We start from the raw sequence: 23,397 nt of genomic DNA, 5'->3' as shown, positions 1-23,397 counted from the left end.
TTTAGAATTTAACCTCTGGTGCTTGCTTATCAGCCTCATCAACTTCAAAGAATGTTGCTGGCTTAAATCCAAACATATTCGCCACAATAACTGAAGGGAACATTTCAATTTTGTTTTGATATGCATAAACAGAATCGTTATAAAACTGTCTTGCATAAGTAATTTTATCTTCTGTATCTCTTAATTCATTTTGTAATTGAATAAAATTTGTATTAGCTTTTAAATCTGGATAAGCTTCACTTAACATCATTAATTTATTTAATGCCTGTGTTAATTCACCAGCTGCTTTCATCTGATCCTCTGGCAAAGAAGCACTCACATAAGTATTTCTTGCTTTAATAACATGATCCAATGTCTCTTGCTCATGCTTAGCATATCCTTTCACTGTTTCTACCAAATTAGGAATTAAATCAGCACGTCTCTTTAAGACAACATCAATTTGTGCCCAATTTGTTTTCACTTTATTTCTTAATCCTGTGAGAGAATTATATGTCATTCCCACATATAAAACCAACACAACGATAATACCTACAATAATCCATATCATAATGATAACCTCCTTATGTTATTATTATAGACTATCTTGCCACAAAATTCCTTAATTTCTCATTAATTTCTACTATTTCATAAAATTATAGTTTATATTGCAATGACATATGTTGACAAATCATCAATCAAGATATACATTTGGTATATAAGAAACAATAATAAAGAACTTTAAGAATAGGAGGAATCTGCATGAAAAAGAAAAAAATTTTATTCATTATACCTATATTTGGTCTCATATTTATAAGTATTGTATTCTTTTGTGATTATACTGGTATGTTTAAGACTGATCCTGATGAGCAGTATGCTTATAAAACAGTTCGCACCATTCAAAATGAATGGAAAATTCAAATAGATGGTTCCCCAGAACTGATTGATTATAAAATATCAGATATGAGTTTTAGAGGCGATTCTGAAAAGTTCTTTGTCCTCAAATTAAAGAATGAAAACCAAATTCAAACAATAAAAATGAATCGTATTCAAGACACTGATCTTGAAAATGCTTTTATCCAGGCAACACAATCAGGAAAAGGCTATGATAAAATGCCTGATTTTACACAAGAATACACTTGGAAAAAAATTGATAAAGATAATGATTCTTTATTTATTATTTATTCTCCTCAAGAATTGAAACTCTATTTGCTTGAAAGTCGTATATAACGTTATTATAAAGGAAAAGGACATTCATTTGTCCTTTTCCTATTTATGTGAGTTTTGTTATATCTACTAATGAAGTATCTCCTTGTTGACGAATCTGTAGACAGTGGATTAATGCTTGAGCAGTATCTAATGATGTATAAATAGGAATTCCTGCTTCAACTGCAAATCTTCTAATCATAAATCCATCTTTTAAATTATTATTTCTGGTTGGGATATCAATAATAAGATCGACTGTATCTGTTAACATTAAATCAAAGATTGTATCAGCTGGATCATTAATTCTATTGACCAATTGAACTGGAATATCATGCTGTTTTAAGAATTGATATGTTCCTTTTGTTGCATATATGTCATATCCAAATTGATAATATTCTTTAGCAATTGGCAAGAATTCATCTTTTGCACTATCTTTAATTGTACAAATAATATTCTTTTTCTTAGGTAATTGTATTCCAGTTCCAATAAAGGCTTTATAGATGGCTTCATCATAATCTGTCGAAATTCCTAGTACTTCACCAGTAGACTTCATTTCAGGTCCTAGACTTATTTCAGCACCTTTAATTTTTTCAAAGGAAAAAACTGGCATCTTAATAGCAATTGTATCTTTTTCAGGTGCTAAGCCATATTTATAACCTTGGTCTTTGATTGATTTTCCCATAATCACATGAGTCGCAATATCTACAACGGGAATATCTGTTACTTTAGAAATATAAGGAATTGTACGAGACGACCTTGGATTGACTTCAATAACATAAACTTGATCTTCATAAACAATAAATTGAATATTAATCAATCCAATAACATGCAGAGCTTCAGCAAGCCTTTTCGTGTAATCAACTATAATCTCCTTAATTTCAGATTTAATCTTTTGTGTTGGATAAACAGAAATACTATCGCCACTATGAACACCAGCACGTTCAACATGTTCCATAATTCCAGGAATAAGGATACCATTTTCATCACATATGGCATCGACCTCAACTTCCTTACCAGCCAGGTACTTATCAATTAAGATAGGATGTTCTTGATATTGACGATTAATAATACCCATAAATTTCTTTACATCACCATCATTTAAAGCAATTTCCATACCTGCTCCACCTAAAACATATGATGGTCTTACTAAGACAGGATAGCCTAAGCGCTGAGCAGTTTCAATTGCTTCTTCAATTGTAAAAACTGTTGAACCTTTTGGACGATCAATTCCACATTTTTCTAAAATTTCATCAAATCTTTCTCTGTCTTCAGCAGCATCTACATCAGCAGCAGATGTTCCTAAGATTTTTACTCCCATTTCCATTAAAGCCTTTGTTAATTGTATTGCTGTTTGTCCACCAAATTGAACAATAGCACCATCTGGCTTTTCAATGTCAATAATACTTTCAATATCTTCTGGGGTTAATGGTTCAAAATATAATCTATCTGCTATATCAAAATCTGTAGAAACTGTTTCTGGATTATTATTCACAATAATCGTTTCATATCCAGCAGCTTTAAGTGCCCATACACAATGGACTGAACAATAATCAAACTCTATCCCCTGACCAATACGGATGGGTCCTGACCCCAATACCATAATTTTCTTTTTATCATTTTGGGGATTCACTTCATTATAACCACCATGAACAGAATAATAGTATGGTGTAGATGCATCAAATTCAGCAGCACATGTGTCAACTGTTTTGTAGGCCGCTGTTATATGCTGAGTTTTTCTCATTTCATGAATTTCTTTTTCACTTTTTCCTGTATACTTAGCAATAACTCTATCCGGAAATTCTAAGCGTTTGGCTAGCTTTAATAACTCAACTGTGAGCTCTTGTGTTTTTAATTGCTGTTCAACCTCAATAAGATGCTGAATTTTATCAATAAACCAAAGATCAATTTTTGTAATCTCGTGAATATCTTTCGCAGCAATTTCTTTTCTAAGAGCTTGTGCTACTACAAAGATTCTTTGGTCATCAACATCTTTTAACTTATGAATGAGTTCTTCTTTTTGAAGATTTTCTAATTCCGGAATAAACAGATCATATACATTTTGTTCAAGAGAACGAATAGCTTTCATAAGTGCACCTTCAAAATTATTACAGATGCTCATAACCTCACCAGTTGCTTTCATCTGTGTCCCTAATTCTCTAGATGCACCTACAAACTTATCAAATGGCCACTTTGGAATTTTGCAAACAATATAATCTAAAGTTGGTTCATAGGAAGCAAATGTCTTTCCAGTGACAACATTGACAATTTCATCTAAAGTATACCCTAAAGCAATTTTGGCTGCTAATTTTGCAATTGGATACCCTGTTGCTTTAGAGGCTAAAGCAGATGAACGCGAAACGCGTGGATTGACCTCAATAACACAATATTCAAAACTATCAGGATTTAATGCATATTGAACATTACATCCCCCTTGGATATCTAATGCAGTAATAATATTGAAAGCTGAGCTTCTTAACATCTGATATTCCTTATCACTCAGTGTTTGACTTGGTGCCACAACAATACTATCTCCAGTATGTACTCCAACAGGATCTAAGTTTTCCATGTTACATACTGTAATACAATTGCCTGCACTATCACGCATAACCTCATATTCGATTTCTTTCCACCCAGCAATACAACGTTCAATTAAACATTGGTTGACACGTGACAATCGCAAACCATTGGAACAAATGTCATGTAATTCTTTTTCATTTGCAGCAATACCACCACCTGTTCCTCCCAATGTATAAGCAGGTCTGACAACAACAGGATAACCAATTTTATCTGCAAAAACAATCGCATCATCAACATGATTTACTACAATAGATGCAGCACAAGGTTCATTGATTGTTTCCATCAATGTTTTAAATTCCAATCTATCCTCTGCTAATTTAATTGTTCTTGTGGACGTTCCAATAGTCTCAACATGATGTTCCTTTAAGAACCCTTCATCAGCTAACGCCATTGCAATATTTAAAGCATTTTGTCCTCCCAATGTTGGTAAAATACTATCAGGTTTTTCTTTCTTAATTAAGTTTTTAACTACTGGCAATGTCAATGGCTCTATATAAACTTTATCAGCAATATCTTTATCTGTCATAATTGTTGCTGGATTAGAATTGATTAAAACAACTTCAACGCCTTCTTCTTTCAATGCTCGACATGCTTGTGTTCCTGCATAGTCAAACTCAGCAGCCTGACCAATAATAATTGGTCCAGAACCAATGACTAAAACTTTTTTGATATCTTTATTCTTAGGCATGATTCTTATCCTCCATCATTTTCATAAATTCATCAAATAAATAACTTGTATCCAATGGTCCAGCACATGCTTCAGGATGAAATTGCACAGTTTTAATATTCTTATGAATATACTCTATCCCCTCAATCGTTTGATCATTCACATTACGAAACCATGGTTTAGCGATATAACTATCAATCGTCTCATCTTTCACGACATAATTATGATTCTGTGTAGAAATATAGACACGTCCAGTTGATAAATCTTTGACTGGATGATTTGCTCCATGATGTCCATATTTCAATTTCTCTGTTTGAAATCCATTAGCCAGTGCCATTAACTGATGACCCAAACATATAGCAAAAATCGGTATTCCACTCTTCATTAATATCTTAATTTGATTAATAATATCAACACATTCACTAGGATCACCAGGACCATTAGATAACATAATACCATCATAACCTTCCTTTAAAATATCAGCAGCTGAAGTTGTAGCAGGATAAACTGTCACTATACAATCTCTCTTGACCAATTCTTTTGCAATATTCTTTTTAGCACCAAAATCATAAAGGGCTACCTTCTTTTTACCAATGCCTATTGTATACGGTTTTTGACAAGTTGTTTTTAAAACCTCACCAGTCACTTGAAACGCTTTTATTTTTTCTATAATATCTTCTCGATTTTCATAATAGGTTGTTGTAATCATACCATTCATACAACCTTGATTTCTTATCATCTTTGTCAGATATCTTGTATCAATACCCTGAATTCCTGGAATATCATTTTGAATACAATATTCCTCTAAATCCATATTCTTTCTAAAATGACTTCCTACTCTTGCAAGTTCATTGACTATTAATCCTTGTATATATGGTTGAGAAGATTCCTGATCTTCTAAACATACACCATAATTTCCAATCAACGGATATGTCATAACAACGCTTTGTCCTGCATAAGACGGATCACTTAAAACCTCTAAATAACCTGTCATAGATGTATTAAATACAAATTCACTAATGATTTCTCTTTGCGCTCCAAAACTCTCACCTTCAAAAATATGACCATCTTCTAAAATTAAATATGCTTTCATAGTGCCTCCTTATGTTACAAAAAAACATATCAAATATAATGATATGTTTTTAATAAATATAAAAATGAGAAAAGTGATTGATGACATATTTTGTTATTAACAATTTTATAAAAATTCACCATACTTCTCATTCCTTTCTTTTTTCTTTATACAGTATAGTTAAATTTATATAAATATGCAAGAACTTTTTATAATTTTTTATTATTATGTTATTATTTTATTACAAACATTGGAAATATATTTATTATACCAAACATATTGACAAGTAAACTTGTCATGATATAATAGATATGTAAAGAAAACTTGTCAATGATGGAGATGATAATATGCAAAAAGATGAGATTCTTGAAAAGGCAAAAAAGAAAAATGAAAATGATCTTGATGAAATGGAGATGCAAATAATGTTAAAAGCTAATCAGTTTGCTGTCATTTCAAGTTTTATCATTTGTATTGTTCTCATGGTTATTAAAATACTAGCAAATCAGCCTTATTATGATGTTTATGGTATTGTTTGTATGATTATGTGTTGCCAAAATCTTTATTTTGGTTTAAAAACCCATAAAAGAACACATATTGTTTTAGGTATTGGTTGGGGTCTTCTCACAATACTTATTATTGGAACTTATATTATTGATGTACTTGGTTAGGACATGATAAATATCCAATAGTGGAAAAATGAAGGAGAACTCTTTATTGAAAGACTTTATATCGATGAGGCTTGTTGGTATATATAGTCATGTCATTTTTATGATCTTAAGAGGACGTGATTACAGATGTTGTCTTTATCCTCCAATTCATTTTTCTTATTTGTTTTTATGGAATGAGTGGATATTTTAAAATCGATAGAACTTGTACACTGAATTTTATCGGCTTAATGATTTATAAAATAAGCTTATGATATGTTAGGATGGGATAAGATAAAATGAATGATCAATTAATTCTTAGAAATAATTTAAAAGAGGCACGTCATGAAAAGAATATCTCGCAAACAGAGCTAGCTAAAATGGTTGGTGTTTCTAGACAAACTATCAGTTCAATTGAGACTGGGCAATTTAACCCAACTGCCAAATTAGCACTCATATTATGTATTGCTTTAGATAAAACATTTGAAGAATTATTCTACTTTGATTAAAGAGACCAGAAATATAAACATATTCCTTTGATAGAAAGAATAGTGTTTGATTTCTGGTTTTATTGTTGTTGTTGAATTAAACGAATAGAAGCAATGATAATATCAACAATATGTCTAATTGCAAATTTATTATATTTATCTTCATATGAAGGAACTATTAAAGTGTATTTAGGAAATTCAATATTATGATTACAAGTGACTAGCCATGTTTTGACATCAGCATTGACTAAACGTGAAATAATTCTCTTATTTAATTGAAAAATGGTGCCATTTGTACTCAGTATCACTAAAAGATGATCTTCTTTAAATTGATACTCTTTAATAAAATCTGCATCACAAATAACTACAGGTATATACAGGGCGCTTAATTCTACCTGAATCACATTACAAAGTGAACGATTATCTCCTTGAGCATAAAGATAAACTTTTTGACTCCTTAATATATCGTTAATCAAATGATTCAAATTAGAATAATTGATCTTATCACCAACATACATAATTGTTTGCGACATATATTCAGCGAATATCTTGGCATTTTGGGGTAAATCATATTCTTTTGAGAAGAACGCAGGTTTATCTCTAAAGGAATGGCTATAATCGACACAAGCATCTTTAAATTCTAAATAAGATGCAAAGCCAAGATTCTTAGCACATTTTGATATTTGGCCTTTAGAAGTATAACAATCTTTTGCAACTTCTTCTATTGTCATATGAGCAATATCATGAATATTGGACTTTATATATGCACAAAACACATACATTGTCGTATAAGATTCAACACTATTCAGGACTTCATTGAGTTTATCAATAATCATATATTCATCCCCTTACTTCTCTTTCTTTCATTATACACGAAAAACTCTTACTCATACATAGCAAGAGTCAATCGTTTGTACATTCATCAATCTAGGTCTTCCCCATGAGACGAGATGACTTTTTGATACCAGTAGAAAGAGTCTTTCTTATATCTCTTCATTGTTCCCTTTCCATAATCATCACTATCTACATAGATATAACCATAACGTTTACTACGTTCTGATGTTCCGGCACTGACAATATCAATGCATCCCCATGATGTATAACCAATCACTTTTACGCCTTCATCAATACATATTTTCATTTGGTGAATATGTTCCTTTAAGTATTTGATACGATAATCATCATGGACTTTTTTATCAGTTGTAAGTGTATCATATGTACCTAATCCATTTTCTGAAATAATAATTGGTTTATGATAACGATCCCATACTTCATTAATCGCAATTCTTAATCCAATTGGATCAATTTGAAATCCCCAATCAGTCACTTCTAGATTATCATTACGTACTTTTCTTGGATGAAATTCATCAATAATTTCATTGTCTGGAACAAAAGCAACTAAGCCTTCTTCGTTTTCAGGCGATGCACAAGTACATAAAGAATAATAATAACTAAATGAATTGAAATCTACTGTATTCTCTTTAAGAAGAGTTATATCTTCTGGCTCCATCTTAATATTCACATGATTTTTCTTTAGATATGTCAAAGCATATTCAGGATATCGACCTTTAGATAATATATCTAAGAAAAAGTAATTCACACGATTCGCTGATTGAGCTGCTAAAATATCCTCTGGTTTATTTGTTTTTGGATAATATAATGACATTCCTAACATTGACCCTATTTGAAAATGAGGATTGATTTCTCTTGCTACTTTTGTAGCAACAGCACTTGCAACAAATTGATGATGCAAAGCTTGGAATGTGGCTTGTAATTCACCTTCTGATTTTTCAATAAATATAGCTCCACCTGTATATGGTAAATGTAGTGACATGTTAATTTCATTGAATGGAATCCAATATTTGACTTTATCTTTATAACGTTGAAATACAGTCGTTGCATAATTCTTGAAGAATTGGACTAACTTTCTATTTTCCCATCCATTATATTTTAAGGCAAGATTTAGTGGTGTTTCATAGTGTGATAGAGTCACTAATGGCTCAATGCCATATTTTAAACATTCGTCAAAAACATTATCATAGAAAGCTAATCCCTCTTCATTAGGGGTTTCATCATCACCATTTGGATATATTCTAGGCCAGTTAATAGACATTCTAAAACATTTAAAGCCCATCTCTGCCATTAATGCAATATCTTCTTTATAGTGATGATAGAAATCTACCCCCCACCTTTTCGGATAATATTCATTATCATGTTGCCCTGCTATAATCTCTAGAGCTTCTTCATATGTCACTGTCTCAGTATTTTTACCTTGACTAATCTCTCTTGGTACAAATTTAACCATGTCAGCAGTGCTTAAACCCTTACCACCTTCATTATATGCTCCTTCTAACTGATTAGCGGCTGTAGCACCACCCCATAAAAAATCTTTTGGAAATTGACTCATAACTCTTCTCCTTTACGATTGTTGTGTTTGTTGCTTATTAGCCATTGCAACAAATGGTAAATAGATCAATACACATATGACAAAGACAAGACAGACTGATACTGCCGTTTCCCATGAACCTGAAGCTGATAAGAAAGCTTTAATAGGTTGTGGAGTTGTCCAGCCAACATCTAATGTACCTGGCAATACAAATCCTGTTGAAATCATTAATGCACCTAAACCCATTGAAACAATTGGACTTAATATAAATGGAATCACAAGTATTGGATTTAAGACAATTGGCAGCCCAAAGATAATAGGTTCATTAATACAGAATAAGCCTGGTATGAATCCAATCTTAGCTGTTTTTGTATAATCATCCCTTTTCCAACCCTTCTTGCGAGATAAAATTAAGATAGCAACTATCAATGCAAGTGTATTTCCTGTCCCGCCAATACATCCATAATTTTCAAAAAGTGCAAACCATGTATAAGGATATGGTGATCCAGCAGTTGTTCCAGCTTGTGCAGCATAAGAAATATTAGCAATATTCATTGATGCATAGAGTGTTAGATAAATAGGAGAAACTGTAAATGTTCCATGAATTCCTACAGACCATAAAATCATAGCCATCAAGATTAAGATAAGTGGTGTAAATGGAGTAGCTCCTAAAGATTGAATTGGTGCTTGTAAAGCAGCATAAACCAATGCATTTAACCCAGCAGGTTCAATTAATGAAATACAATAAGAAACAATTGAAGTCAATATAATAAGAATAGCCGAAGGAATTGCAACCATAAATGATTTTGCCACTTCAGGTGGAACTTGTTCAGGCATCTTAATTTGAAGTTTGTCAACCTTTGTTAACTTACTAAAACCATAACCAACTAGTAATCCAGCAATAATGGCTACAAAGATACCATTTGCTCCTAAATAAGAATCAGTTAACATGCCTTCTACTTTAGGTGGATATAACACAAAGAATGATGCCAAAGCTGTAAGCCCAGCTTTTAAGCCATCAACTTTATATTGATTGGCCATATTTCTAGCAATTAAGAAAACGATAAAGACAGCCATTAAATTAATTGTTCCATTCCCTACTGGTGCAAGAACAGCTTGGAAATCATCTAAGTTAGGAATCAATTTCACAAGAAACTGACCAATAAAACCTGTAGAACTTAATAATACAACATTAATACAGACAACGATTGACCCCACAAATGTAAGAGGGAAAATCTGTATAAATGCATCACGGATAGCAATTAGCCCTTTAATACTATTGAGTTTCGTCGCAAAAGGCATAAAATATTTTTCAAAAAAACGATTTAAAGCTTGCATACTTTCTTCCTCCTTTTTTAGTTCAGTCATTCATTTAAAAAGAGACTTACATAAAATGAATGAATAATGTTATCTGATTTATGATAGCTTGATCAGTTCTATAATAAATCTTGACATGCCCCCTCCTCTTTTCACCTTTATTATATTCAAAAGTTTTCTCAAAATCAAAAAAGTTTCCACGAATGGAAACCCTTACATTTAGATAAAATCTACATATTTAAGTTATAATACAGAAAAAGACAATATTTGACATAAAATAAAACTCTATCATGAATTCTATAAATACTTTTTATTATACAAATATTGATTCATTAATTCTCTTAATAAATACTCAATAGCAAGATGGATATGTAATCGAGAATCAATATCATAACCTTCGTCTTTAGATACAGAAACATTCATAACATAATCAGATAATTGTGTCATTGGTGAATTTCTTGTTTCTGTGACTAACAAGATTTTACAGCCACTTAATTTAGCATTCTTCATCACATCAAGAATAGGCTCTGTTGTTCCACCTCTAGAAAGGACAATAACAAAATCTTCTGCCGTTAAATTATTAGCTTCTAAATAAAGAAACCAATGATCATCAGGATATATTGTTCTAATTCCATACAAGCTTAATTTAACAGCTAATATTTTAGCAACATATTTATTCATCCCTGAAGAACAAATCAAGACACTTTTTGCTTGAACAATATCTTTAACTGCATCATTAATATCTACATTTCTTAACATTTCCATTGTATCTTTAATTTCTTTTTCTAATGAATCACAGGTACTTTCAGTTGGTGCTTGATATTCATATTCATCTCTGCGATGATATAATAAATCATACCGAAAATCCATAAATGTTTTATAATTTAATTTCTTAACCATTCTAAAAATTGTTGTAGTAGAAACATTAAGTGTATCTGCTAAAGAAGAAATAGTGAGGCTTGGTTCTAAATCATGGAATGCTAATAATTTATTAAAGCATTCTATTTCTAATTCAGTTAAATGATTACCATGTTTTTGAAAGTTCTTAATCAAACTCATATATTACCATCCTTTCTACAAGAAAATAGAGTAGAATTCATCTACTCTATTATAACAGTAACAAAAGTATTTGACATAATATTTTTGATAATAATTTCACCATTTTTATTTTCAAGTTCTATTTTTTTCTTCTCTTGAACATCACTCAAATAACATTTCTTTGTTAAAGGAACATGAAATCTAACATTCTCCACATCATTATCACGATTATTTACTATACGAATAACTGAATATTGTCCATGTTCTGCTTTCTTTAAAGCCATAAGTTCTACACGTGTATCAAGACTGATAGCACTATACTGCCAATCTAGACCTTGATTTTTCTGTCTACTTATATCATTTAAATAACGTGTTTGTACAGGCGTATTTAGCATTTCTGCATCTTGTATCATCTTTGACATATCTGCTTGTATGCCAAAGAATAAAGAGTATTCACTCGTTATGTTCTTATTTAATAACTGCGAAGATGGAGCATCCATACGATATCCAGAAGCTCTTCCTGGTCTAATTAGCAAGTCTGCTTTTCCAAATTTCCCTACACTTCTTAATAAAGTTAAACAGATTTTCTGATTATTTTCTATTTCATATTCTAAAGGGCCTTTACTAATCAGTGCCATAATTGACTTTTGGTGATGTAATTGAACAAAGCGCTGCATTGCATACATTGGTAAAACATATTCAGTTGCACCGTCTTCTAAACTCTTTTGATTTTCGATAATATTTTTACGAATAATTGTTCCAAACTGATCTTGACTACAATTTTCTTCTGATTGGTAAAGATCATCAAAAGTGACTCTAACAATATGATCACATGAATGATTTTCAATTGTTGTTGTAAAATCAATTGTCTGACTTCTTGCTTTTAATGAAACATCACTAATTATTTTTAATGCTTCTAATTCCTGAACTCGTTCATGATTAACGACTTTTGCTGGAACCTTGGCATTGTATTCTATACGATACTTGACTTCAATATCAGAAGATTCAATACATGTTATTGTTGGTTGATTATGATAAATACTGATTTCTTTATCGTTTCCACATGGTGAATAGTTATACTCATCACCATCATCTCCCTTTTCTACGAAAGCATTTAAATGATGATAAACCTCTTTTGTTTTCTTATTTTCAACTGATATTGTTCCATCTTTTTGAATAAACATCTTTAAATATTGGTTTTCTGCTCCATTCTCTAAGATTTGAACATCGCCAATCATTTCTTGAGAATTTTGTTGATGAAAACAAACTTTTAAGATTTCATATCCCATTGCTGGAAGAATAGATGCATCTATTTTGATTTGTATTTTATATTTTGTACCTTCTAAAACCTCTCCAGAATCATGAAAGTTCTCCATACCATTGTAATACTCAATATCGTGACACGTTGCTATGACTTCATTCATCATCTGATACGGAACAATTGTCCCATCTTGACGCTTTAATACAAAATCTTTATGTTTAACAATCATGCTTACAAATGCATAATCCTGTCTTTGATATGGCAAAGTATTAAACAATACAAGTATATCTTCATCTTTTTGTACTGAACTTAGATTTGCTGATTCTGCCAAATATCTAAAATTCATCCAGATAAGTTCATTTAAACCATGTCTTAAATTTAATAAACGATTCTCAACAGTTTGATTAATACTCTCAGGTGATGAACTATATATAGAATCATGAAATTGATTTTTAAAGATAATTTTCCAAAAATAATTCACCAATTCCTGATGACAATGACCACCTTGAAAACGTGAAATAGCAATCATTGGTTCAACAACCTTAGCCATAAGGGTCTCATAATATCTCATGGCATTTTTAATATCAATACGAGTTGAGGTAATACCAGCATGAATTCTCCCTAACGTCGCACTTCTTGCTTCGCCTTGATATTCTTCAAGAACATGATGATTGTGTTTAGCAGCTGATAAGAGAGTCTCTAGGTAATCTTCAGGATTGTTCATTTGACAATCATAACCTTCTTGCTTTAATTTTTCAATCATTAAAGAAGAGTGCTTACGTGGAAAGGCATAATCACTTCCTAGCATAAACAAAACTTCCTGATCCTGAAAACGTGCTTCTAATTTTGGTATAAAGTCTTGCATATCTGCTTTGACATTTTCATATTCTTCTGGAAAACCACGATAATGACCATAACCTAAAGCAAAATGAACAGTAGGTAATTTAACATTCCCATTTCCTTTCCACATAAACAAGGAATCCTTTAAGACTTCATAATCAAATCCACGCCAAGCATAAATTCCTTTCATGCCCAATTCTTTAAATAAATATGGTGTAATTTTATTTTGCCCAAAGGCATCAGGAACCCACCCAACATTCATACAATGACCTAATGATGATGCATATTGAGACCCAATGAGTAAATTTCTAACCAATGCTTCACCTGAAGGAATAATCATATCAGGTTGAACATACCAAGGACCAATGAAGAGTCTTCGTTCTTTTACTAATTTTTTTATTGTCTCTTTTTGAAACGGTTGAATTGCAAGATAGTCTTCTAAAGCAGCAGTTTGACCATCAAAAGTAAAGTAATACATTTTGGGATCATTCTCTAACATATCAATTAAACGATCGAAGAAATAGACAAGCTTTATTCTTGATGAATCTGTTGAACGTAGCCATTCTCGATCCCAGTGAACATGTGGAATAAAATGTATTCTACTCAACTGTCACACCCACATTCTCAGCAGTTTCACTATTTTGTTTGATTTGTAATTTCACAAATGGATAATAAAGAACTAAATCTAATGCAAACAAAGCAACCATTAAGATAACTGGACTGATTGTAAATGCACCTAATACCCAAGCATTTGCAAAAACTGGTTCTACACCTGAATTTAATACAACCAAATGATTAACCCATCCAGCAGCGGTTGCAACATAACCAACAATTGCATTAATAACTGGTACAAATACAAATGGTAAGAACATAATTGGATTGAAAACAATTGGTAATCCAAATGTTACTGGCTCATTAATTCCAAATAATCCAGGAATAATAGCAACCTTTCCAATTGATCTTTCAGCTGAACCTTTCTTACCTAAAACAAGTAATAAGACAACTAATGCTAATGTTGAACCAGAACCACCAATCATTGCATAAACATTACATAATGTATTAGGTGCAATTTCTTTAATTGCAGCAAACGATCCAGTCTCAACATATAATTGAATATGTTCGTAGAAGATTGGCATCCATAATACAGAGATTAATCCCCACATAATTGAGAATCCATGAACTCCAAAGAACCATAATAACTGCATAATAATAATGACAATAATAACTGCTGGTAAACCAGTACCAATACCATTAAGTGGCGAAATAATAAATTGTGTAATTAATTGTTGCAAAGATTCAAATCCTGCTAATAAGACAACTTCTTTCACAACTGAAAACACTGTAATAATAACTAAGAATGGAATGATAGACATAAATGAATTCAACACCATTGGTGGAACTTGTCCAGGCAATTTAATTGTAAAGTTAGAATTAATTAAACGGTAGTACATATAAGATGATAGTAGTCCGATAATCATTCCAGCAAACATTCCTTCATAATTAAAGAAATTAATTTGGAATGCTGTAATTGTATTATCACCTACTTGAAGTGCATTTGGAATTGTTGCAATATAAGCAATTAAAGAAACAATACTTGCAACCAAAGGAACACATTTATCTCCTTCTTTACCCATTCTTAATTGTGTTGCATAATTATATGAAGATGCAAGCACAACAACAATACCAATCAACCCCATAGCAACTGTATTGATGTTAGAAAAAGCATGAACAACACTACCTAAAATTCCTTCTAATGGGATTCCCCATTGTCCAAACCAATAAGTCGCTTGTTGGCTGACAAGCCCTGCCAAAGAACCAACAACAGTAAATGGTGTTGTTAAGATACATGCGTCTTTGATCGCATTTAATAATTTATTTGATGTAATTTTATCTGAAAATGGCATCAAATATTTTTCTAAAAAAGTCATAATATATTTCATTTGAAACTTCCTCCCTTGCATATTCAAGTATATAATAAGCGGTTACATAAAAAAATTACAGAAACTGTAATTTTTTTACATCTTAAAATATGCTTTCAATACAAGTTCAGCAAATAAAGAATTTGCCCAGCAAAACCAAGGCCTTGTATATTTTGAGTCATCGTTGACATCAAAACTTTCATGACAGACTCCAGTCCCACCAGTATTATTCATAATCATATCAATTAATTCTTTCATTTCATTTTCATTTTGTGAAGTTAAACCCTGCATTGATAATGCAATTGGCCAGATATATTGTGGCCATGTATGTGGCGAACCAATTCCCTTTGCACGTGTTCCTTCATAATAATAAGGATTTTCATGACTCAAAACAAATTGTCTCGTATTTTGATAAACTTCATCTTGATAATCAGTAAACCCTAAATAAGGAACTGATAATAAACTTGGTACATTGGCATCGTCCATTAAAACATGATTTCCATATCCATCTGTTTCATATGCATACATCTTACCATATTGAGGATGATGAACAATTCCAAATAATTCTATTCCATAGTCAATTTGAAATTTCAAATCAACAATACGTTCTTCTAAATACGAATCTTTATAAATATCTCTAACAATTTCTCTTAAATAATTTAAAATTACACTACAAAACATATTACCAGGAATATTATAGTTAAATGTACACGCATCATCAGATGGGCGAAAAGCACTCCATGTCATTCCTGTATATCTTGTATCAAAGCCATGTCCATGATTTTGAAGTGTTTCTGTTTTTCTTAAATCCCATGTCTTAGCTATATCTCTTTCAAAAGTGTATGTAGAGTTTTCACTATGTTTTTGTTCTAATTCGATAATATTAAGTATTGTATGAATAAAATGTAAATATTTTTCATCAAAGAGACTTTGATCTTTTGTCTCTTGATAATATTGATAAGTCAGTTTGACAGGATAACATAAAGAATCTAATTCATATTTTCTTTCCCAGACATAAGGTTTCATTATTGTTGTATCATGATATTCTCTTTCAACATCTGGTTCACTCAGAAAAGCATTAGCATAAGGATCAAGCAATATGTAATCAACCTGCGCTTTAATTAGACCTTTAATAAGTTTTTGTAACTTTAAATCATCTTTTATAAACTTAAGATAATGATTCACTTGGCAACTAGAATCACGTAACCACATAGCATTAATATCGCCAGTAATGATATACGTTTTATCTCCTTTTACTTTGACACTTGTTTCTAATGTTGATAGAAAGCATTTTTTAAACATTTCTCTTAGTTTTTCATCTTCTAATATAGTATCTGCTTGTTTGAATAAATCTTCTATTTTCATATTCTTTTCCTCCAACTCTATCTTAACTATATTTAACTCTTTTGTCTATTTCAAGGAGAGAATTATTTTTACAAACTTAATAATAGAAAAATCACGTGGTTTTCCCACGTGATAGATTTCTATTTATCAATTATTTAATGGCTTTATGATATTCTTGTAAAGATTTAACTTCATGACTACCATGAATCTTCATTTCCATAATACCTTCTAATGAAGCTTTTGCAGCAGCAATATTTGTCATATATGGAATTCTCATTTTAATAGCTGATTTACGAATATAACTATCATCATGAGCACTTTGTTTACCATGAGGTGTATTAATAATAATTGCTAAATCACCATTTGTTAAAGCATCATTAATATTTGGTCTACCTTCATGAATCTTCTTAATCTTTTCTACAGGAATTCCACTTTGTTTAATCAATTCATATGTATTTCCAGTTGCGACAATTGTAAATCCAGCATCATAATATCCTTGAGCCAAAGCTACAACTTGTGGTTTATCTAAATCATTAACACTGAATAAAACTTTTCCTTCAGTTGGAAGAATTGTTTTTGCACCTTCTTCAGCTTTGTACATTGCTGCACCGTATGAACTGGCAATTCCTAAAACTTCTCCTGTTGATCTCATTTCAGGCCCTAAAATTGGATCAACTTCTGGGAACATATTGAATGGGAAAACAGCTTGTTTAACCCCAATATGTGGAATTTTCTTTTCAGTTAATGTAGGAACTGGAGAAACTCTTCCAGTTAATTCGCTTGTCACAATATCAGTAGCAATTTTAACCATGTTAATATTACATACTTTAGATACCAAAGGCACTGTTCTTGAAGCTCTTGGATTGGCTTCTAATACATAGACCTTATCATCAGCAATTGCATATTGCATGTTCATTAAACCACGAACATTCATTTCTTTAGCAATTTTCTTTGTATATTCTTTAATTGTTTCTAAATGTCTCATTGGAATATGTTTAGAAGGTAGGATACATGCTGAGTCTCCTGAATGAATACCAGCTAATTCAATATGTTCCATAACTGCAGGAACAAATACATTTGTACCATCACTAATAGCATCTGCTTCACATTCCATAGCATTATTTAAAAATCTATCAATTAAGATTGGTCTATCTGGAGTTACGCCAACAGCCGCTTTCATATATTGTTCTAATGATTCATTATCATAAACAACTTCCATACCACGACCACCTAATACATAAGAAGGTCTTACCATTAATGGATAACCAATACGTTTTGCAATTTCTAATGCTTCTTCTACATTGACTGCCATTCCTGATTCAGGCATTGGAATTTCTAATTTTTCCATCATTGCATTGAATAAATCTCTATCTTCAGCCATATCAATTGTTTCTGGTGTTGTTCCTAGGATATTTACACCATTTTTCTTTAATTGAGCAGCTAAGTTTAATGGTGTTTGTCCACCAAATTGGGCTATAACACCAACTGGTTTTTCTTTTTCATGAATGCTTAAGACATCTTCTAATGTTAATGGTTCAAAGTATAACTTATCAGAAGTATCATAATCAGTAGATACAGTTTCAGGGTTACAATTGACAATAATTGTTTCAAATCCTAGTTTTTTTAGTGCTAAAGAAGCATGAACACAACAATAGTCAAATTCAATACCTTGACCAATTCTGTTAGGTCCTCCGCCTAAAATCATAATTTTCTTTTTATCAGTATGAATATCACTATGATCTGGAGCATTATATGTAGAATAGTAATAAGCATTATCTTTTGTACCACTCACATGAACTGGTTCCCACGCTTGATTAATTCCATTAGATAATCTTTCATTTCTAATCACTGCTTCTTCTACATCTAAGATTTCACTTAAATATTTATCAGAGAAACCGTTTTGTTTTGCTTGTTTTAAAACATCTACAGGTAATTCTTTTCCTTTGAATGTTTTTATATTTTCTTCTTCTTCAACTAATTCTTTCATTTGTTCAATGAAATAATGTTTAATTTGAGTTAATTCAAATAATTCTTCTACTGTTGCCCCTTTTCTTAAAGCCTCATACATAATGAATTGTCTTTGACTTGTTGGTACAGTTAACTTTTGTAGTAATTCTTCTTTTGTTAATTCATTGAAGTTTTTCGCATATCCTAATCCATATTGACCAATTTCAAGTGAACGAATTGCTTTTTGGAAAGCTTCTTTATAAGTCTTACCAATACTCATAACTTCTCCAACAGCCTTCATTTGAGTTCCAAGTTTATCTTCCGCACCTTTGAATTTTTCAAATGCCCATCTTGCAAATTTAATAACAACATATTCACCATCTGGTTGATATTTATCTAAAGTTCCATATTTTCCACATTCAATCTCATCTAATGTTAATCCTGCTGCTAACATAGCAGAAACAAGGGCGATTGGGAAACCAGTTGCTTTAGATGCTAATGCTGAAGAACGTGAAGTTCTTGGATTGATTTCAATAACAGCAATTCTATCAGAGACTGGATCATGAGCAAATTGTACATTTGTTCCACCAATAACACCTACAGATTCAACAATTCTAAATGCTTGATCTTTTAAACGATCTTGAACTTCTTGAGATATTGTTAACATTGGAGCACTACAGAAAGAATCTCCAGTATGAACCCCTAATGGATCAATATTTTCAATAAAGCAAACTGTAATCATGTTTCCTTTTGCATCTCTGACAATTTCAACTTCTAATTCTTCCCATCCTAAGATAGATTCTTCAATTAAACACTGATGAACTAAACTTGCTTGTAAACCACGAGAAACAACTGTTTTTAACTCTTCTACGTTATAGACAAGTCCTCCTCCAGCTCCACCCATAGTGTAAGCAGGTCTAACAACGACTGGATACCCTAAATCTTCAGCAATTTCTAATGCATGTTCAACTGTATTCGCAATCTCACTCTTAGCCATTTCGATGCCAAGTTTATTCATTTCTTTTTTGAATTCAAGGCGGTCTTCTCCTCTTTCAATTGCATCAACTTGAACACCTAATACTTTCACGTTATATTTATCTAAAACACCAGCTTCTTGTAATTCTAAACATAAGTTTAATGCTGATTGTCCACCTAAGTTTGGTAACAATGCATCTGGTCTTTCTTTTTCAATGATTTGTGTTAATCTGTCTAAATTTAATGGTTCAATATAAGTCACATCAGCAGTTTCTGGATCTGTCATGATGGTTGCTGGGTTTGAATTGACTAATACAATCTTATATCCCAAACCTCTTAATGCTTTACATGCTTGTGTCCCTGAATAATCAAATTCGCACGCTTGACCAATAATAATTGGTCCAGAACCAATAACTAATACAGTATTAATATCTTCTCTTTTTGGCATATATATTCCTCCACTTTCTCTTTATAAAAATTCTCATAAAAAAGACATATCAACAAAAATGATATGCCTAATGAAACAAATATAAAAAACGAGAAAAAGAACTTTTTTTGCAATTGTTTTTAACTACAATATCTCTAAAAAATGTCATTTTTCCTCATTCCTTCCTTATTCTTATATAGTATATTAGATATAACAACAATATTCAAGGAAAATTTTAAAAACTTTTTGTTTTACATCAATCATATATCCACATTATTTTAATTACATTTCTTTATCATATCATTAATCCATATATTATATTTATAAATCAGTCATGGCAACAATGATACTTTCTATAATTATATAAACATATCAATTTCTTATAACATTCTGTGTTTTTATCAATACTTATTCGACAAATATAAATTGACTATTTTCATCCAAATAATCAACTTTATCTTTAGAACTCCCATAGAATATTAATTTCTTTTGATAAATTGTAAAATAAATATCTATATCTTTTTCATCATCATGTAAGATCAGTCGATGTCCATCAACTTTATAATCTCCTCGATACATGGTAGAACTGATAGTCGCAGGTGATAATTCAAAACAAGTTTCATCATCATTTTCTTTAAGTTCCAAAGTTGCCAGTACTGATATATCATCACCTTTATATATATAACTTCCTTGTTCAACATTTATATCAGCTTGTTGACAAGCTACTAAAACCACCAACATAAAAATACAACATAATTTTTTTAGCATAATTCATCTCCTTTTTATAAATTTGGGAGCTCATTTCTAAAATTATCTAAACCAAAGTGAGAGACTGCCAGTATATGGGCAATTATAAATCTTATAGCTTATTACCCTACTTGACACTATATATTAATATAACTCATATATCCCACTACACTGAAGAAAACTCTTTATTTTACTATAGAACACATATGTATAAATGTCAATAATTGTGATTTCAAGGTAATGCAAGACAAAAAATAGGATATTTCTATCCCATTAATCAAACCTATTCTAGTTAATCTTTGTAATAATATATCCTTCTTCACTAAATGTATCAATAATCTTTTGAATATGTGATTCACCATTTGTCTCACAAGTCACACGAAGTTCAACTTCACTAAAACGGGCAAAGTTTTTAAACTGGTTATGGTCAACGCCAATAACATTTGCATTACATTGTGATAAAACATGTGCAACATATTCTAACTGTCCTGGTTTATCTGGTAATTGAACAGAGAATGTAAAAATTCTTCCTCTCGCAATAAGGCCCTTATTAATCATTGATGAGATAGTCATCACATCAATATTTCCACCACTAATTAATGATACAACTTTTTTATTTTTTTCATTGAGTTTTTTTAAACCTGCTAATGATAAAATACCTGAATTTTCAGCGACTAATTTATGTTTTTCAACCAACAGCAAGAAAGCATCCATCAATTCATAATCAGAAACAGTAATAATTCCATCTACATATTCTTTAATGTAATCAAAAGTTAATTCACCAATTTGTTTAACTGCAGTTCCATCAGCAATTGTCACAGCTTCTTTTAAAGCAACTACTTGATCTTCATTAATAGCAGCTAAAGCACTTGCGGCTCCTTCTGGTTCCACACCAACAATTTTAATCGTTGGCTTAATTTGTTTGGCTGCACAGGCAATTCCAGAAATTAAACCACCGCCACCAACTGGAACAAGGATGATATCTGTATCTGGTAATTCCTCTAAGATTTCTAAAGCAATTGTTCCCTGCCCTTCAATAACATCCTCATCATTAAAAGGATGAACAAAAGTATAATCATATTCTTTTTGTAAATCACATGCTGCCTTATATGAATCATCATAAACTTCACCAGCTAAAACCACTTCTGCTCCATGTGACTGTGTCGCTTCAACTTTAATAAGTGGTGTATGTTTAGGCATAACAATTGTTGCTTTAACACCAAGCTTATTAGCAGCATATGCAACACCTTGAGCATGATTTCCAGCTGAAGAAGCAATTAATCCATGTTGTTTTGCTGAATCATCCATTTTGACTATTTTATTATAAGCACCTCTAATCTTAAAAGCCCCTGTTCTTTGAAGATTTTCTGGTTTTATATAAACTTCATTCTTACATTCTTTTGAAAAGGCATCACTATATATTAAGGGAGTTGGAATAATAACTTCATCGACTCTCTTTTTTGCTTCTTGAAACTGTTCTAATTTTAACATATTCTTCTCCTCCACATATTTTCCCCAATTATAGCACAAACATTTTATTATTTGAATTGATTTTTTTCATTATCATAAATATAATCTATTGTTTTTAGTTTTTCTACAATTTCTGACTTAGAAATATCTAAATCATCACATAGTCGTTCCAATGAATCATATTGATCTCTTAGTTTCATATTAATATAACTTAACAACATCGCTGGATCATTTGGTAACATTATACATCAATCCCTTCTATAACTTGTGAAAGTGTGTAGGCAATACCGTCATCATCATGAGATTTTGTAATCATATCCGCTCTTTCTTTGACACCATCAACAGCATTATCCATAGCCACACCTAATCCAGCATACTCTATCATACTCAAATCATTATATCCATCACCAAACGCAATGACTTCTTCCTGACGAATTCCCAATGTCTTAACTAATCTGTCTAATGAAGCTGCTTTATCGATTCCCTGCGCCATCACTTCAATAAAGAATGGAGCACTTCTATAAATACTCAATGTATCCCCAAATGGTGCTTTAAATTCTGCTTCAATATTACCCACATAATCTGGATCACCAGTTAATAAAACTTTATGTATTGGCTCTTCTAAACAATCAATAAATGAACTGACTTTCTTTTTTTCAATATCATTAATTTGTCCTTCAATGCATACATATTTATCATCAATATCTTCAGTCATAATCATATTATCTTTATATGTCATACAAGATAACTGATATTCTTTTGAGCGTTCATAAGCTCTCTTAGCCTCTTCAAGAGTAAGTGTCTGTTCATAAACTGTTTCTCCTGTTTTTACATCAACAACTCTAGCCCCATTAAAAGATAAAATATACCCTTCATACTTTTCTAATTCTAACTCTTTCGCCTCATGACGCAATCCTGGTGTTGGTCGACCTGATGCCAGCACAATTTTCATGCCTAATTCTTGTGCTTGTATTAATGCTTTTTTTGTCTTTGGCGTAATTTTATTCTTTGAATTTTTTAATGTACCATCTAGATCTAATGCTATTAATTTATATTTCATAATTCCCTCCATTTTTTATAATACTAAATGATTTTA

18 protein-coding genes are annotated in these 23,397 nt (G+C 31.3%); 3 read left to right on the top strand and 15 right to left on the bottom strand.

What is annotated here, in order from left to right; genetic code table 11:
* Window position 1: 1 nt before the first annotated feature.
* The gene (locus tag AC5M21_RS08300; RefSeq protein WP_008789262.1) at window positions 2-547 is read right to left on the bottom strand and encodes a LemA family protein; all 546 of its coding nucleotides are present in this window, start codon (window positions 545-547) and stop codon (window positions 2-4) included.
* Window positions 548-738: 191 nt separating this feature from the next.
* Here AC5M21_RS08300 and AC5M21_RS08295 point away from each other — a divergent pair, with 191 nt between their 5' ends.
* Window positions 739-1,206, top strand: a complete 468-nt coding sequence (locus tag AC5M21_RS08295; RefSeq protein WP_008789261.1) for a hypothetical protein — start codon at window positions 739-741, stop codon at window positions 1,204-1,206.
* A gap of 43 nt (window positions 1,207-1,249) precedes the next feature.
* Here AC5M21_RS08295 and carB (AC5M21_RS08290) read toward each other — a convergent pair whose 3' ends face one another.
* Entirely contained in the window at window positions 1,250-4,447 is a 3,198-nt protein-coding gene (carB, locus tag AC5M21_RS08290; RefSeq protein WP_117599010.1) for a carbamoyl-phosphate synthase large subunit, read from the bottom strand.
* Window positions 4,440-5,519, bottom strand: coding sequence for a carbamoyl phosphate synthase small subunit (locus tag AC5M21_RS08285; RefSeq protein ID WP_008789259.1), 1,080 nt, complete (start codon window positions 5,517-5,519; stop codon window positions 4,440-4,442). Before AC5M21_RS08285 ends, carB (AC5M21_RS08290) begins: the two co-directional genes overlap by 8 nt.
* Before the next feature lie 326 nt (window positions 5,520-5,845).
* Here AC5M21_RS08285 and AC5M21_RS08280 point away from each other — a divergent pair, with 326 nt between their 5' ends.
* The gene (locus AC5M21_RS08280) at window positions 5,846-6,166 is read left to right on the top strand and encodes a DUF6442 family protein (RefSeq protein ID WP_008789258.1); all 321 of its coding nucleotides are present in this window, start codon (window positions 5,846-5,848) and stop codon (window positions 6,164-6,166) included.
* A gap of 275 nt (window positions 6,167-6,441) precedes the next feature.
* The gene (locus tag AC5M21_RS08275; protein WP_008789257.1) at window positions 6,442-6,651 is read left to right on the top strand and encodes a helix-turn-helix transcriptional regulator; all 210 of its coding nucleotides are present in this window, start codon (window positions 6,442-6,444) and stop codon (window positions 6,649-6,651) included.
* Between the two features lie 59 nt (window positions 6,652-6,710).
* Here the strand turns inward: AC5M21_RS08275 and AC5M21_RS08270 are convergent, their stop codons facing one another.
* The 12 genes from AC5M21_RS08270 to AC5M21_RS08215 form a co-directional block, all read right to left on the bottom strand.
* A complete protein-coding gene (locus AC5M21_RS08270; protein ID WP_008789256.1) occupies window positions 6,711-7,466 on the bottom strand; it encodes a MurR/RpiR family transcriptional regulator in 756 nt (251 codons plus the stop codon).
* A gap of 86 nt (window positions 7,467-7,552) precedes the next feature.
* Window positions 7,553-9,037: a glycoside hydrolase family 1 protein gene (locus AC5M21_RS08265; RefSeq protein WP_008789255.1), complete on the bottom strand. Its 1,485-nt coding sequence runs from the start codon at window positions 9,035-9,037 to the stop codon at window positions 7,553-7,555.
* 12 nt (window positions 9,038-9,049) lie between these two features.
* Complete coding sequence (locus AC5M21_RS08260; RefSeq protein ID WP_008789254.1) at window positions 9,050-10,354, bottom strand: PTS sugar transporter subunit IIC; 1,305 nt, start codon at window positions 10,352-10,354, stop codon at window positions 9,050-9,052.
* A gap of 276 nt (window positions 10,355-10,630) precedes the next feature.
* A complete protein-coding gene (locus AC5M21_RS08255; RefSeq protein ID WP_008789253.1) occupies window positions 10,631-11,392 on the bottom strand; it encodes a MurR/RpiR family transcriptional regulator in 762 nt (253 codons plus the stop codon).
* Window positions 11,393-11,433: 41 nt separating this feature from the next.
* A complete protein-coding gene (locus AC5M21_RS08250; RefSeq protein WP_008789252.1) occupies window positions 11,434-14,079 on the bottom strand; it encodes a glycoside hydrolase family 38 N-terminal domain-containing protein in 2,646 nt (881 codons plus the stop codon).
* Window positions 14,072-15,412, bottom strand: a complete 1,341-nt coding sequence (locus AC5M21_RS08245; RefSeq protein ID WP_008789251.1) for a PTS sugar transporter subunit IIC — start codon at window positions 15,410-15,412, stop codon at window positions 14,072-14,074. Before AC5M21_RS08245 ends, AC5M21_RS08250 begins: the two co-directional genes overlap by 8 nt.
* Before the next feature lie 75 nt (window positions 15,413-15,487).
* A complete protein-coding gene (locus AC5M21_RS08240) occupies window positions 15,488-16,756 on the bottom strand; it encodes a glycoside hydrolase family 125 protein (RefSeq protein WP_008789250.1) in 1,269 nt (422 codons plus the stop codon).
* 130 nt (window positions 16,757-16,886) lie between these two features.
* Complete coding sequence (carB, locus tag AC5M21_RS08235; protein ID WP_008789249.1) at window positions 16,887-20,105, bottom strand: carbamoyl-phosphate synthase large subunit; 3,219 nt, start codon at window positions 20,103-20,105, stop codon at window positions 16,887-16,889.
* Window positions 20,106-20,492: 387 nt separating this feature from the next.
* On the bottom strand, window positions 20,493-20,852 hold the full coding sequence (locus AC5M21_RS08230) for a hypothetical protein (RefSeq protein WP_008789248.1): 360 nt from the start codon (window positions 20,850-20,852) through the stop codon (window positions 20,493-20,495).
* A 267-nt stretch (window positions 20,853-21,119) separates the two neighbouring features.
* Window positions 21,120-22,322, bottom strand: coding sequence for a threonine ammonia-lyase (ilvA, locus tag AC5M21_RS08225; protein WP_017144053.1), 1,203 nt, complete (start codon window positions 22,320-22,322; stop codon window positions 21,120-21,122).
* Between the two features lie 47 nt (window positions 22,323-22,369).
* Window positions 22,370-22,543, bottom strand: coding sequence for a DUF4250 domain-containing protein (locus tag AC5M21_RS08220; RefSeq protein WP_008789245.1), 174 nt, complete (start codon window positions 22,541-22,543; stop codon window positions 22,370-22,372).
* Window positions 22,543-23,361, bottom strand: coding sequence for a Cof-type HAD-IIB family hydrolase (locus AC5M21_RS08215; RefSeq protein ID WP_008789244.1), 819 nt, complete (start codon window positions 23,359-23,361; stop codon window positions 22,543-22,545). The genes AC5M21_RS08220 and AC5M21_RS08215 overlap by 1 nt, the downstream gene beginning before the upstream one ends.
* Window positions 23,362-23,397: the final 36 nt, after the last annotated feature.

The sequence above is a fragment of the Coprobacillus sp. genome, assembly GCF_984815275.1.
Note: the sequence above shows the minus strand (reverse complement) of the source record. Positions and strands in the feature narration are given on the sequence as shown.

Coding starts and splice junctions, on each gene's coding strand:
- AC5M21_RS08300 (WP_008789262.1), bottom strand. CDS start 547: ATGATATGGATTATTGTAGGTATTATCGTTGTGTTGGTTTTATATGTG.
- AC5M21_RS08295 (WP_008789261.1), top strand. CDS start 739: ATGAAAAAGAAAAAAATTTTATTCATTATACCTATATTTGGTCTCATA.
- carB (WP_117599010.1), bottom strand. CDS start 4,447: ATGCCTAAGAATAAAGATATCAAAAAAGTTTTAGTCATTGGTTCTGGA.
- AC5M21_RS08285 (WP_008789259.1), bottom strand. CDS start 5,519: ATGAAAGCATATTTAATTTTAGAAGATGGTCATATTTTTGAAGGTGAG.
- AC5M21_RS08280 (WP_008789258.1), top strand. CDS start 5,846: ATGCAAAAAGATGAGATTCTTGAAAAGGCAAAAAAGAAAAATGAAAAT.
- AC5M21_RS08275 (WP_008789257.1), top strand. CDS start 6,442: ATGAATGATCAATTAATTCTTAGAAATAATTTAAAAGAGGCACGTCAT.
- AC5M21_RS08270 (WP_008789256.1), bottom strand. CDS start 7,466: ATGATTATTGATAAACTCAATGAAGTCCTGAATAGTGTTGAATCTTAT.
- AC5M21_RS08265 (WP_008789255.1), bottom strand. CDS start 9,037: ATGAGTCAATTTCCAAAAGATTTTTTATGGGGTGGTGCTACAGCCGCT.
- AC5M21_RS08260 (WP_008789254.1), bottom strand. CDS start 10,354: ATGCAAGCTTTAAATCGTTTTTTTGAAAAATATTTTATGCCTTTTGCG.
- AC5M21_RS08255 (WP_008789253.1), bottom strand. CDS start 11,392: ATGAGTTTGATTAAGAACTTTCAAAAACATGGTAATCATTTAACTGAA.
- AC5M21_RS08245 (WP_008789251.1), bottom strand. CDS start 15,412: ATGAAATATATTATGACTTTTTTAGAAAAATATTTGATGCCATTTTCA.
- AC5M21_RS08240 (WP_008789250.1), bottom strand. CDS start 16,756: ATGAAAATAGAAGATTTATTCAAACAAGCAGATACTATATTAGAAGAT.
- carB (WP_008789249.1), bottom strand. CDS start 20,105: ATGCCAAAAAGAGAAGATATTAATACTGTATTAGTTATTGGTTCTGGA.
- AC5M21_RS08230 (WP_008789248.1), bottom strand. CDS start 20,852: ATGCTAAAAAAATTATGTTGTATTTTTATGTTGGTGGTTTTAGTAGCT.
- ilvA (WP_017144053.1), bottom strand. CDS start 22,322: ATGTTAAAATTAGAACAGTTTCAAGAAGCAAAAAAGAGAGTCGATGAA.
- AC5M21_RS08220 (WP_008789245.1), bottom strand. CDS start 22,543: ATGTTACCAAATGATCCAGCGATGTTGTTAAGTTATATTAATATGAAA.
- AC5M21_RS08215 (WP_008789244.1), bottom strand. CDS start 23,361: ATGAAATATAAATTAATAGCATTAGATCTAGATGGTACATTAAAAAAT.